The sequence below is a fragment of the Mycolicibacterium psychrotolerans genome (assembly GCF_010729305.1).
Taxonomy (GTDB): domain Bacteria; phylum Actinomycetota; class Actinomycetes; order Mycobacteriales; family Mycobacteriaceae; genus Mycobacterium; species Mycobacterium psychrotolerans.
Map to the genome: position 1 here is coordinate 2,848,999 of NZ_AP022574.1, position 12,658 is coordinate 2,861,656.

The window sequence follows — 12,658 nt, forward strand, 5'->3', positions numbered from 1 at the left end:
ACGACGCCGTTGTCAATACGACGAGCGATCATTCACGGCAAGGGGTGTGACATGACGGGGAAGGTCAGATCAGGCGCGGTCGCGTCGATCGCTGCGGCAGCCGCAGCGCTGATGGCGCCGGCGGTGGCACAGGCGCAGGATCCGGTGTGTCCGGAGGGCACCTACTGGGAAGCCGCGATCCACCAGTGCGCTCCCGTCACCGTGTACGTCAACCCGCCGAATCCCGTTGTGGGACCGGTCGGTCCGGTCGGTGTGGGCGGCGTGGTCGGCCCGGTGGGTCCGGGACCTGTTGGACCGGGACCGGTCGGGCCCGGCCCCCTCGGGCCCGGTCGCTAACCGACGTCCTCGGCGATACGGGCGCGATGTCTGACGGCCGCACCCGGCAGCATCCACCGATGATCGTGTCCGCGCGCCTCGAGTTCCGTGGCCAGGCCACCATCGCTGACCAGCACCGCGTCGCGCTGCGGGGGGAGATTCACGACGTCACCGTGCGTCCCCGGCGCAGCTAGGTACTCTCGTTCGGGTAACGGCGGCGACACGCCAGAGACACGGTGTGTGTTCCACGACCGTCGGCACGAGAACAGGCGATATGTTGACGCCACCACATGTGAATATCAGCGACGCTATTCGGCCTCATCGGTCGCATGGCGCCGGAATATGCGGGTAGCGTCGGGAATGTTGCGGTGCAACCCACCGAATCGATCGATCATCGACAGCAACAGGAAGTAGGACCCCAGCACCATGGCACGCATTGGAGACGGCGGTGACCTGCTGAAGTGCTCGTTCTGCGGAAAGAGCCAGAAGCAGGTGAAGAAGCTCATTGCGGGACCGGGCGTCTACATCTGCGACGAGTGCATCGACCTGTGCAACGAGATCATCGAGGAGGAGCTGGCCGACGCCGACGACGTCAAACTCGACGAGCTGCCCAAGCCGGCCGAGATCCGCGATTTCCTCGAGGGTTACGTCATCGGTCAGGACACCGCCAAGCGCACGCTGGCCGTGGCGGTCTACAACCACTACAAGCGCATCCAGGCGGGGGAGAAGAGCCGCGACTCGCGCTCGGAGCCCGTGGAGCTCGCCAAGTCCAACATCCTGATGCTCGGCCCCACCGGCTGCGGCAAGACCTACCTCGCGCAGACGCTGGCCAAGATGCTCAACGTCCCGTTCGCCATCGCGGACGCGACCGCACTCACCGAAGCCGGTTACGTCGGTGAGGACGTCGAGAACATCCTGCTCAAGCTGATCCAGGCCGCCGACTACGACGTCAAGCGCGCCGAGACCGGCATCATCTACATCGACGAGGTCGACAAGATCGCCCGCAAGAGCGAGAACCCGTCGATCACCCGCGACGTGTCCGGCGAGGGCGTGCAGCAGGCGCTGCTGAAGATCCTCGAGGGCACGCAGGCGTCGGTGCCGCCGCAGGGCGGCCGCAAGCACCCGCATCAGGAGTTCATCCAGATCGACACCACGAACGTGTTGTTCATCGTCGCCGGGGCGTTCGCGGGGCTGGAGAAGATCGTCTCCGACCGCGTCGGCAAGCGTGGCCTGGGATTCGGCGCCGAGGTGCACTCCAAGGCCGAGATCGACACGCAGGACCACTTCGCGGAGGTCATGCCGGAGGACCTGATCAAGTTCGGGCTGATCCCGGAGTTCATCGGCCGCCTGCCGGTTGTGGCCTCGGTGACCAACCTGGACAAGGAATCGCTGGTGCAGATCCTGTCCAAGCCGAAGAACGCATTGGTCAAGCAGTACACGCGGCTGTTCGACATGGACGGCGTGGAGCTCGAGTTCACCGGGGACGCGCTGGAGGCCATCGCCGATCAGGCGATCCATCGCGGCACGGGCGCCCGTGGCCTGCGCGCCATCATGGAGGAAGTGCTGCTGCCGGTGATGTACGACATCCCCAGCCGCGACGACGTCGCCAAGGTGGTCGTCACCAAGGAGACCGTCGAGGACAACGTGCTGCCGACGATCGTGCCGCGCAAGCCGCAGCGACCCGAGCGCCGCGACAAGAGCGCCTAGGTTCTTCGCCGCGTCAGCTCTTGACGCGGTCGGGCCGGGTGTAGACGTTCATCGAGTCGCCGCGCAGGAACGCGACCAGGGTCACGCCCGACTGGGCGGCCAGATCCACGGCCAACGACGACGGCGCCGACACCGCGGCCAGCAGCGGGATGCCGGCCATCACGGCCTTCTGGGTCAGTTCGAACGACGCCCGACCGCTCACCAGTAGCACCGTGCCGCCCAGCGGTATCCGATGCTGCTCCAGCGCCCATCCGATGACCTTGTCGACCGCGTTGTGCCGACCGATGTCCTCGCGCACGACCAGCGGCACACCGTCGGTGTCGAACAGGGCGGCGCCGTGCAGGCCGCCGGTGGCGGCGAAGACCTTCTGCCGGCTGCGCAGCGCGTCCGGCATCGCCGACAGGGTCTCCGCGGCGATGCTCGACGGATCGTCGCCGGGGGCGTGCTTGCTGACGAGCCGGACCGCCTCCAGCGACGCCTTGCCGCACACGCCGCACGACGACGTGGTGTAGAAGTTCCGCGTGGGGTCGACCTCCGGTGCGGCGACGCCGGGCGTCAGCGTCACGTCGAGCACGTTGTAACTGTTGACTCCGGTGTCGTCGGCGCCGCGGCAGTACCGCACCGAGGCGATGTCGTCCCGTCGCGTCACGACGCCCTCGGTGAGCAGGAAGCCCTGCGCCAGCTCGACGTCGGAACCCGGTGTGCGCATAGTGACCGTGATCGCGCGGCCGTCGACGCGGATCTCGAGCGGTTCCTCGACGACCAGGGTCTCGGGGCGTGCGGCCGTGCTGTCGGCCGTCACATGGTGCACACGCCGGCGCGCCGTCACCCGGCCCACGGAAATCGCTTTCGCTCGGACATCTGTCCCATTGTGGTCTGTTCGCCGCGCGACGGCCACGACGCCCCGCCCGTCATCTCCGCCTTCTGACGTTGACGCGCGCGTAACAGGATCGGCATCGAGTGTTCCTACTGTTGGCCGGTCAATCGTCTGTGAAACAGATGCGGACGACGCAGCGGATAAGGAAGTCCATTGAGCGGTAACTCGGTACGCCTTCAGGCGATCAACAACGTCGAAGCCTATGTCCCTCCGGCGATCAGTTTCGACCCGGCCGAGGCCCCCGGCGAGGTGTTCGGGTCGAACGTGTTCACCAAGGCGGAGATGCAGCTGCGGCTCCCCAAGTCGGTGTACAAGTCCGTGGTCGCCACCATCGAGAAGGGCGCCAAGCTCGACCCTGCGGTCGCCGACTCGGTCGCCTCGGCGATGAAGGACTGGGCGCTGTCGAGGGGCGCGACGCACTACGCGCACGTCTTCTACCCGATGACCGGACTGACCGCCGAGAAGCACGACAGCTTCCTCGAGCCGGTGTCCGACGGCCAGACGCTCGCCGAGTTCGCAGGCAAGACGTTGATCCAGGGCGAGCCGGACGCGTCGAGCTTCCCGTCCGGCGGTCTGCGCAGCACCTTCGAGGCGCGTGGCTACACGGGGTGGGACGTCACCAGCCCGGCCTACATCCTGGAGAACCCGAACGGCAACACGCTGTGCATCCCGACGGTCTTCGTGTCGATGACCGGGGAGGCGCTGGACTACAAGACGCCGCTGCTCCGCAGCCAGCAGGCGATGGGCGCGCAGGCGGAGCGCATTCTGAAGCTGTTCGGGCACAAGGACTTCGACAACATCGTGTCGTTCTGCGGTCCGGAACAGGAGTACTTCCTTGTCGACCGCCACTTCTTCCTCGCCCGTCCCGACCTGATCAACGCGGGCCGCACGCTGTTCGGCGCGAAGCCGCCGAAGGGCCAGGAGTTCGACGACCACTACTTCGGGTCGGTGCCCGAGCGGGTGCTGGGTTTCATGATGGACACCGAGCGTGAGCTGTTCAAACTCGGCATCCCGGCCAAGACCCGGCACAACGAGGTCGCGCCAGGCCAGTTCGAGATCGCGCCGATGTTCGAGCGGGCCAACATCGCCGCCGACCACCAGCAGCTGCTGATGACGATCTTCCGCAACGTCGCCAAGAAGCACGGCATGGAGTGCCTGTTCCACGAGAAGCCGTTCGCCGGGGTCAACGGCTCGGGCAAGCACGTCAACTTCTCGATGGGCAACGCGCAGTTCGGCAGCCTGCTGGTGCCCGGCGACACCCCGCACGAGAACGCCCAGTTCCTGGTGTTCTGCGCTGCGGTGATCCGCGCCGTGCACAAGTTCGCGGGCCTGCTGCGGGTGTCGGTGGCCTCGGCGACCAACGATCACCGGCTCGGCGCAAACGAGGCGCCGCCGGCGATCATCTCGATCTTCCTGGGCGCCCAGCTGGCCGACGTGTTCGATCAGATCGCCAAGGGTGCGGCCACGTCGTCGAAGGGCAAGGGGTCGATGATCATCGGCGTCGACACGCTGCCCGAGCTGCCCACCGATCCCGGCGACCGCAACCGCACCAGCCCGTTCGCGTTCACCGGCAACAGGTTCGAGTTCCGCGCGCCGGGTTCGGGCCAGACCATCAACGTACCGATGATAATCCTCAACACGATCATGGCGGATTCCCTCGACTACATGGCCACGGTGCTGGAGAAGGCGGTCGGCGACGGCGAGGACTTCGACAAGGCGGTGCAGGCACTGCTGACCGAGATCATCACCGATCACGGCGCGGTGGTGTTCAACGGCGACGGCTACTCGGAGAACTGGCAGATCGAGGCCGCCGAGCGTGGCCTGCCGAACCTCAAAACGACTCTCGACGCGATCCCCGAGCTGATCAAGCCCGAGGCGATCGGGGTGTTCGAGAAGTACGGGGTGTTCAACGAGCGGGAGCTGCACAGCCGCTACGAGGTTCGTCTCGAGCAGTACGCGCTGACGATCGGTGTCGAGGCGAAGCTTGCTCTGGAGCTCGGCACCACGGTGATCCTGCCCGGGGCGGTGCGGTACCAGACGGAGCTGGCGCAGAACGTCGCGACGCTGAAGGCGGCAGGCATGGCCGCCGACACCACGCTGTTGGAAGCGGTTTCGGCGCCCATTGCGGAGTTGACTGCCGCGCTGGGGTCGCTGAAGGCGGGGCTGGCGGATCACTCCGCCGAGTCCGCACTCGACGAGGCGACGCACGCGCAGAAGGTGCTGCTGCCGGCGATGGACGCCGTCCGTGCCGCCGCCGACACCCTCGAGGGTGTGGTGGCCGACGACCTGTGGCCGCTCCCGACGTATCAGGAGATGCTCTACATCCTGTGAACCCGCGGGTTCAGCCGGGGTCGACGATCTGCACCACACCGGCGGTGACGCCGGCGACGAACAGCCGGCCCGTCGTCGCGTCGACGCCGACCGTGTACGGGTTCTGCACCGTCGCAATGCGTTTCACCTCACGAGGCATCGGCTCGGCCATGTCGTAGCCGACGACCTCGTTGGTGCCCGAGGATGCCACCCACAGCCGGTCCCGTGTCGGGTCGTAGGTGATGCCGTACGGACCGCCGGGCTGGGCGATCTCGGCGATCTGGCGGGGTTGGGTGTCGAAGACGCGCACCGCGTCGCCGCGGGTGTCTGCGGCGATCATCCGGCCGTGCTTGTCGGCGACCAGGTGCGTCGGCCCGTCCCCGGCAGGTGTCGACCCGACGATCCTGAGTTCCTCGGTGCCATAGATCGTCAGATCGTTCTTGCGCACGTCGAGCAGGCCCATCCGGTTCCCGACGGGTGCCAACCCCGCCGGCTGGACGCTGTCGGTGAACACCTTGACGATCTCGTCGCCGCGCAGCGCGGTGACCGTGCCGCCGAGTTCGTTGGCCACGAACACGGTGCCGTCGGGTGCCTCGGAGGCGTCGTGGGGCACGGTGCCGGTGATGATCTGCGGCTCCGCGCGGCCGTCGGGCAACTCGACGCGCACCAGCGCACCGGCGCTCTCCACCGGGACCAGGACAGGGCCACCGGGTTTGGCGAGCTGCAGGTGCCGGGCCACGCCAGGAAGGGGGGTGCGCCCGGTGATCTCACCGCTGTCGGCGTTGATCAGCACGAGCTGGTTCGGCGTGCGGGTGGCGACCGCCACGGTGCGGGTCACCGCATCGACGACGACGCCCTCGGGAGCGGACCCGACCGGGACCAGCCGCCCCGGCGGCGGTTTCTGCGGCGCGGGCGCCGACTGTGGTTCGGCCGCCGGCGGCAGACTGTCGGTGGGCGGACGGGTGCCCTCGGTCGGGGCGCCGGGCGGTATGAGCCCGGTCGTGGTCGGCGTGCTGGCCGGCGCGGACGGGGTGGTGGACGGAGTCGCCTGATCGACGTCCTGGCCGCTGCACCCGCTGACGAGCAGGGCCAGAACGAGCAGCAGCCGATACCTCATGTACCGGGTCTACCCGATCGGGTGAACGCGGGCCCCGCGCGGGGGGTGCCGTAAGAAAGCCGAAATCGGGCTCGACGCTGTTTGGTCGCCGGCCGACGGGGAATCTGCAGCCGTGTCTGTTCCGGCCCGGAGCACCCTCCGGGGGCGATGTCAGGCCAGCGCGAGGAACAGTTTCTCGAGCTCGGCCTCGGTCATCGGCTTCGTGCCGTCGGTTGCTTCGCCGGTGATGCATTCCCGTAGACCGGTGGCCACGATCTTGAAGCCAGCTTTGTCGAGAGCCCGCGACACCGCGGCCAGTTGAGTGACCACGTCCTTGCAGTCCCGCCCCTGTTCGATCATCGAGATGACCCCGGTGAGTTGTCCCTGTGCGCGCCGTAATCGGTTGAGTACCGCTGCGATGCTGTCTTCGTCACCAACCATGTGAGTCGCTCCTTTCAAGCGTTACAGCAATGGTACCCGCGGGGGTATTTCCCCGACGATCATGCCGCTGCGCTCGCGTGGCGATTGCCCACGAGATGGCGTAGCGGACAGAATCCACTTCGGCTGCAGGCCAGGTACATCGTCAGCGCGACGGCGGTCAGCGCCGCTGCGGCGATACCGACAGCGAGGTGGATTTCCTGGGCCAGGATGACCGAGGACATTCCCAGGACGAACCAGCCGAACGCCTTGCGGAGCGCGTCGGGGTCGACCATGGCGGTCAGGCGTGCGCCGATCAGAGCGCCGATCACGGCGGCTGCGGTGACGGCCAGCGCAAGGCCCCAATCGATCTGCACGCTGGACAGGTAGCCGGCCAGGCCGGCGAACGACTTCATCGCGATGACGATCAGCGAGGTTCCCACTGCGACCGGCATCGGTAGCCCGCCCAGCAGGGCCAGCGCGGGCACCACCAGGAATCCGCCACCGGCGCCGACCAGGCCGGTGACCAGGCCGACTACCAGGCCCTCGGCAACGATCTTCGGGATCGGCATCCGATGTCCGCCGTCGGCGGAGTGCACGGTTTTGCGTCCGCGGAGCATCGCGACCGCGGTGGCGATCATCATGACGGCGAAGCCGATGAGCAGCACTGTGCCCGGGATGAAGCGGGCCAGCAGGCCACCGGCGTAGGCGCCGGCCATGCCTGCGACTCCGAAGATCAGGCCGGTGCGACACTGCACCCGGCCGGCGCGAGCGTGCGAGACCGCGCCGACGGCGCTGGTGACGCCGACCACCAGCAGGGACGTGGCGATGGCTTGTTTGGCGTCCATGCCGGCGACATAGGCCAGCAGCGGGACGGTCATGATCGAGCCGCCGCCGCCGAGCAGGCCCAAGGCGATGCCGACGAAGACGGCCAGGCCGACGGTCAACGCGATCATGGCGGTCACCCGACCTTCTGGCCGGCGGAGGACCCGACGAGCTGGGCGACTACGGTTTGGGCGTCACAGCTGGCGCCGCGGTTGTAGGGCAGCTTGGACAGCAGCGTGCCCATAGCGCAGGTGTTGGACAGCGCGGCGAAGGTGAGCCCGCCGCCGACGCCCGCCGCGAGCCACTTGAGCTTGGGGGCGGCGATGCTGCCCAGGATGCTGGTCAGCACGATCGACCCGGCGACCAGGCGGACCTGGCGTTCGAGATCCCAGCGGGGCGTGCCGCGGTTGACCGCGAAGCCCGCTGCCTCCCAGGCCACGATCCCGCCGTCGAGGATGTGCACGTTGGTCAGACCGGCCTTGCGCAGGGACTCCTCGGCCTGCGCCGCACGCTGTCCCGAGCGGCACACCAGCACGACCTCGTCGTCAAGATGCTTGCTGATTTCGTCGCGGTGCTCGCGCAGCAGGTCCAGCGGCACGTTGTAGGCGCCGGAGATGTGAGCGGTCTCGAACTCACCGGGTGTCCGCACATCCAGCACCCGCGGCGGCGCGGCCGAACCCAGGCGATCGTTGAGATTCTGCGAATCGATCGTTGCGGTGGTCGTCATGGCGATGAGGGTCCTTCCGGCTGGCCGGCGGTGACGAAAGGCTCTAGGCCCTGAATACCGCCGGGGGTATGTTCAAGTGAGATGGTAGCCATACCCCCACGAGTATTGTCAAGCCGGAATGCAATACCCCCGGGGGTAGTTGACATACCCGTAGGGGTATATGCCAGGATGGCTCTACCGAACCGAATGAGAGGACTGAGGACATGAAGTTCATCCAGTACTACTTGGATTGTCTGTCGCATGCGTCGTATATGATCGCCGACGAAACCACCGGGCGCGCAGTCGTTGTCGACCCGCAGCGCGATGTGTCCGAGTATCTGGCCGATGCCACGGAGCTGGGTCTGACGATCGAGCTGGTGATCGAAACCCACTTTCACGCCGACTTCCTGTCCGGTCACCTCGAGTTGGCCAAGGCCACCGGGGCGAAGATCGTCTTCTCCTCGGTCGCTGAGACCGAATTCGAGTCGATGGGTGTCGCTGACGGCGAGATCTACTCGCTGGGCGAGGTCACGCTGGAGTTCCGCCATACCCCCGGACACACCCCGGAGTCGCTGAGCATCGTGGTCTACGAGCACCCTGGCGACAAGGTGCCCTACGGCGTGCTGACGGGCGACGCGCTGTTCATCGGCGATGTCGGCCGGCCCGACCTGCTGGCCTCGATCGGGTTCACCCGCGAGGAACTGGCCGACAAACTCTACGACTCACTGCACAACAAGCTGATGACTCTGCCCGACGCCACCCGGGTTTATCCCGCGCACGGCGCAGGCTCGGCCTGCGGCAAGAACCTGTCCACCGACCTCTGGTCCACGATGGGCGATCAGAAAGCCACCAACTACGCGCTGCGCGCCCCGGACAAGGCCACCTTCATGAACCTGGTCACCGAGGGCCAACCGCCGGCGCCCGGGTACTTCGTCTACGACGCGATCCTCAACCGTAAGGACCGGGAACTGCTCGACGAGACCAAGATGCCGGCCGCGATGACCTACCAACAGGTGCGCGAGGCAATCGACGGTGGCGCGGTGCTGGTCGACGGGCGCACGCCCGAGGAGTTCGCGCTGGGCCACCTGCGCGGCGCGGTCAACATCGGGCTGGAAGGCCGCTACGCGGAGTTCGCCGGCTCAGTGCTGCCCTCCGACGTCGACATCGTGCTGTTCACCGAGCCCGGCCAAGAACTGGAAGGCAAGAACCGGCTCGCCCGGATCGGCTTCGACCGGGTCATCGGTTATCTCGACAAGCCCTTCGAGGTGATGTTCGAGAATCGCGACGACGTTCAGGTGGCTTCGCGACTGACGGCCAAGGCATTCGACGAACGCGCGGCGGAGATCGCCGGGCTGCAGATCGTCGACGTTCGCAATCCCGGCGAGGTCGAGGCCGGCGCCATCCCCAGCGCGATCTCGATCCCCGTGGGCCAATTGCCCGCCCGGATGGGCGAACTCGACCCGACCGCGCCGACCGTCGTGTACTGCGCCGGGGGCTACCGGTCCTCGGTCGCGGCCAGCCTGCTGCGCCAACACGGCTTCACCGACGTCAGCGACATCCTGGGCGGCTACGGCGCCTGGGAAGACGCCACCCAGAACGCCTGACCGGCAAGGAGCCACGTAGATGACCACCAAGGCCAAACACCAGATACTGATCGTCGGCGGCGGAACCGCCGGCATCACCGTCGCAGCCCGCCTGTTGCGCAAGGGCTACTCCGATGTCGCGGTCATCGAGCCGTCGAGCGCGCATTACTACCAGCCCCTGTGGACTCTTGTCGGCGCAGGCCAGGCGAAGGCCGCGTCGACCGAACGGCCCGAGTCCTCTGTGATGCCGAAAGGCGCCACGTGGATCAAGAACGCCGTCAATGCCTTTGATCCCGACAACAACACGGTCACGTGCACCGACGGAGTCACCTACGCCTACGACGTGCTGGTCGTGTGTCCCGGAATCCAACTCGACTGGAAGAGCACCGAGGGGCTGGAAGACGCCCTGGGCCACGACGGCGTGTCGTCGAACTACCGGTTCGACCTCGCGCCGCGCACCTGGGACTTCATCCGTAACCTTCGATCCGGTACCGCGGTGTTCACAGTGCCGTCCGGGGCGATCAAATGTGCTGGGGCTCCACAGAAGATCGCGTATCTGGCGTCGGACTACTGGAGAAATCAGGGCGTACTGAAGGATATCGACGTCCACCTCGTCATGCCGGGCGCACGCCCCTTCGGAATTCCCGCCATCGCCGACAGCCTCGACAAGGTCATCGCCGACTATGGCATCACGTTGCACACCAACGCAGAAGTGACCGCCGTCGACGCGGCGTCGCACAAGGTCGGCATCACCAGCGTCGGCAGTGGCGGGACCGACACGATGCTGTCGTACGACGTGCTGCACGCCGTGCCGCGCCAGTCGGCTCCGGACTGGATCAAGTCGAGTCCGCTGTCGGCTTGCGATGCGGCCGGCTACGTGGAGATCGACAAGCACACCCTGCAGCACGTGCGTTACCCCAATGTGTTCAGCCTCGGCGACGCCGGTTCGTCGCCGAACTCCAAGACCGGGGCGGCGATCCGCAAGCAGGCTCCCGTGGTCGTCGCCAACATCGACGCAGTCCTGAAGAACCAACCGCTGCAGGCGTCGTACGACGGGTACTCGTCATGCCCGATCGTCACCTCGTCGCACGCCATGCTGCTCGCGGAGTTCGACTACGACCTCAACCTGGAGCCCTCGTTCCCGGTGCTCGACCCGACCAAGCCGCACCGGGCGTACTGGTATCTCAAGAAGTACGGGCTGCCGTTCATGTACTGGAACCTGATGCTCAAAGGTCTTGCTTAGCAACTTGATCGCGGCACAGAGAAAGGACTGGCAATGTCGACACTCAGTTTGACCACGTCGAACTTCGAATCCACCATCGTCGAGAACCCCATCGTGTTGGTCGACTTCTGGGCCCCGTGGTGTGGTCCCTGTCGCGCCTTCGCTCCCGTCTTCGACCGCTCGGCGAAATCCCACCCCGACGTCGTGCATGCCAAGCTCGACACCGAGGCCGAGCCGGAAATTGCCGGAGCGCTGCAGATCCAGGCGATCCCGACGATCATGGCATTCCGCGACGGCGTGCTCGTCCACCGCCAACCGGGCGCGATGCCGGCGGCCGCGCTGGAGGATCTGATCACGAGGGTCAAGGCGCTCGACATGGCCGACGTACGCGCGAAGATCGCCGCCGAGAGCTGATCCACTTTATCGCGGAAGGCGAATCCAATGTGCTACCCCGAGAAGTGTCCCCGCTGCGGGAAGACCGGCTGGCCCGGTTGCGGCGAACACGTCGACGACGTGATGCGGTCGATACCTCCAGCCCAAAGATGCACGTGTGAATGGGGCTACCCCGGCAAAGATCAACAGACGAGGGAATAGACATGACCACCAGCGAGCTCGCCGCTCCCATCGCCGGCATGCCGCGCATCGGAGACCCAGCGCCATCCTTCACCGCCGAGACGACGCAGGGGGAGATCAACTTCCCGGCGGACTACCTGGGCAAGTGGGTCATCCTGTTCTCCCATCCCGCGGACTTCACGCCGGTCTGCACCAGCGAGTTCATGACGTTCGCATCGATGCAGCAGGAGTTCGCGGCCTACCACACCGCGTTGGTCGGACTGTCCGTCGACGGACTCTACAGCCACATCGCCTGGCTCCGAACCATCAGGGACAAGATCTCCTTCCGGGGCATGAAGGACATCGAGGTCACTTTTCCTCTCATCGACGACGTCTCGATGAGAGTCGCCCGGATGTACGGGATGATCATGCCGGGGGAGGATTCCACGAAGGCCGTGCGCGCGGTGTTCGTCATCGACCCTACGGGCACGATTCGCGCCATCATCTATTACCCGCTGAGCCTGGGCCGCAACTTCGACGAGTTGTTGCGGGTGATCAAGGCGCTGCAGACGGCCGACCACTTCGCGGTCGCCACGCCGGCGGACTGGCGCCCGGGCGATCGTGTCATCGTGCCGCCCGCGGGATCCTGCGGTACCGCCGAGGAGCGGATGGGCGGTCACGTCGACGGAGTCGAGTGCGAGGACTGGTTCTTCTGCACCAAGGAACTGCCTGCGCAGGAGGTCGAATCCGCCATTCGTGGTGCGTGAGGCGGCCGGGCGAGCCGACGGCGAGGTTTACATCGGATACCCCCGTGGGTAACCTACGACGTGTCGGGCCGGGCGATCCGCTCGACAGGACACATGCGTTGCCAACTCCGGAAGGGAAGCCACACATGACACTGGCGATGTCGGCCGGCTTGCGTGCCTCATTCGAAGATGCGGCGGAGATGACCCGAAAGGCGCTCTTCGAAAACGGCTTTGGAGTGCTCACCGAGATCGACGTCATGGCGACACTGAAGGCCGAGCTGGACGCTGCCATCGACGGCCTG

At 66.5% G+C, this 12,658-nt stretch carries 13 protein-coding genes and 1 pseudogene; 8 read left to right on the forward strand and 6 right to left on the reverse strand.

Going from position 1 to position 12,658, the window contains the following annotated elements:
• The first annotated feature begins 51 nt into the window (after positions 1–51).
• Positions 52–336, forward strand: a complete 285-nt coding sequence (locus G6N45_RS27815) for a hypothetical protein (RefSeq protein ID WP_179965325.1) — start codon at positions 52–54, stop codon at positions 334–336.
• On the opposite strand, the gene G6N45_RS13880 is transcribed toward G6N45_RS27815, so the two are convergent.
• Positions 333–479: a hypothetical protein gene (locus G6N45_RS13880; protein WP_163722837.1), complete on the reverse strand. Its 147-nt coding sequence runs from the start codon at positions 477–479 to the stop codon at positions 333–335. The two genes, G6N45_RS27815 and G6N45_RS13880, sit on opposite strands and share 4 nt — an antisense overlap.
• A 262-nt stretch (positions 480–741) precedes the next feature.
• Between G6N45_RS13880 and clpX the strand changes: the two genes are divergently transcribed.
• Positions 742–2,022 (forward strand): ATP-dependent Clp protease ATP-binding subunit ClpX, encoded by a 1,281-nt coding sequence (clpX, locus tag G6N45_RS13885; protein WP_057146046.1) that lies wholly within the window; start codon positions 742–744, stop codon positions 2,020–2,022.
• Between the two features lie 13 nt (positions 2,023–2,035).
• Here the strand turns inward: clpX and fdhD are convergent, their stop codons facing one another.
• Positions 2,036–2,860 carry a formate dehydrogenase accessory sulfurtransferase FdhD gene (gene fdhD / locus G6N45_RS13890; protein ID WP_163722838.1) on the reverse strand — a complete coding sequence of 275 codons (825 nt, stop codon included), beginning with the start codon at positions 2,858–2,860 and terminating at the stop codon, positions 2,036–2,038.
• Positions 2,861–3,052: 192 nt separating this feature from the next.
• Here fdhD and G6N45_RS13895 point away from each other — a divergent pair, with 192 nt between their 5' ends.
• Positions 3,053–5,230, forward strand: coding sequence for a glutamine synthetase III family protein (locus G6N45_RS13895; protein WP_163722839.1), 2,178 nt, complete (start codon positions 3,053–3,055; stop codon positions 5,228–5,230).
• A 10-nt stretch (positions 5,231–5,240) separates the two neighbouring features.
• Here the strand turns inward: G6N45_RS13895 and G6N45_RS13900 are convergent, their stop codons facing one another.
• The 4 genes from G6N45_RS13900 to G6N45_RS13915 all read right to left on the reverse strand — a co-directional run bounded on the left by G6N45_RS13900 (position 5,241) and on the right by G6N45_RS13915 (position 8,274).
• Positions 5,241–6,326, reverse strand: coding sequence for a YncE family protein (locus G6N45_RS13900; protein WP_179965326.1), 1,086 nt, complete (start codon positions 6,324–6,326; stop codon positions 5,241–5,243).
• A 150-nt stretch (positions 6,327–6,476) separates the two neighbouring features.
• Positions 6,477–6,746, reverse strand: a complete 270-nt coding sequence (locus tag G6N45_RS13905) for a metal-sensitive transcriptional regulator (protein ID WP_163722840.1) — start codon at positions 6,744–6,746, stop codon at positions 6,477–6,479.
• A 59-nt stretch (positions 6,747–6,805) separates the two neighbouring features.
• The gene (locus G6N45_RS13910; RefSeq protein ID WP_163728414.1) at positions 6,806–7,678 is read right to left on the reverse strand and encodes a sulfite exporter TauE/SafE family protein; all 873 of its coding nucleotides are present in this window, start codon (positions 7,676–7,678) and stop codon (positions 6,806–6,808) included.
• Between the two features lie 5 nt (positions 7,679–7,683).
• Positions 7,684–8,274, reverse strand: coding sequence for a rhodanese-like domain-containing protein (locus G6N45_RS13915; protein WP_163722841.1), 591 nt, complete (start codon positions 8,272–8,274; stop codon positions 7,684–7,686).
• Positions 8,275–8,477: 203 nt separating this feature from the next.
• Between G6N45_RS13915 and G6N45_RS13920 the strand changes: the two genes are divergently transcribed.
• The 5 genes and pseudogenes from G6N45_RS13920 to G6N45_RS13940 form a co-directional block, all read left to right on the forward strand.
• Positions 8,478–9,857 carry an MBL fold metallo-hydrolase gene (locus tag G6N45_RS13920; RefSeq protein ID WP_163722842.1) on the forward strand — a complete coding sequence of 460 codons (1,380 nt, stop codon included), beginning with the start codon at positions 8,478–8,480 and terminating at the stop codon, positions 9,855–9,857.
• Between the two features lie 19 nt (positions 9,858–9,876).
• Complete coding sequence (locus G6N45_RS13925; protein WP_163722843.1) at positions 9,877–11,079, forward strand: NAD(P)/FAD-dependent oxidoreductase; 1,203 nt, start codon at positions 9,877–9,879, stop codon at positions 11,077–11,079.
• A 33-nt stretch (positions 11,080–11,112) separates the two neighbouring features.
• Positions 11,113–11,472 (forward strand): thioredoxin, encoded by a 360-nt coding sequence (gene trxA, locus G6N45_RS13930; RefSeq protein ID WP_163722844.1) that lies wholly within the window; start codon positions 11,113–11,115, stop codon positions 11,470–11,472.
• Positions 11,473–11,654: 182 nt separating this feature from the next.
• Positions 11,655–12,377, forward strand: a complete 723-nt coding sequence (locus tag G6N45_RS13935) for a peroxiredoxin (protein WP_407664329.1) — start codon at positions 11,655–11,657, stop codon at positions 12,375–12,377.
• A gap of 125 nt (positions 12,378–12,502) precedes the next feature.
• Positions 12,503–12,637 (forward strand): annotated as a pseudogene (locus G6N45_RS13940) (DUF302 domain-containing protein); the annotation flags it as partial.
• Between the last annotated feature and the right edge of the window lie 21 nt (positions 12,638–12,658).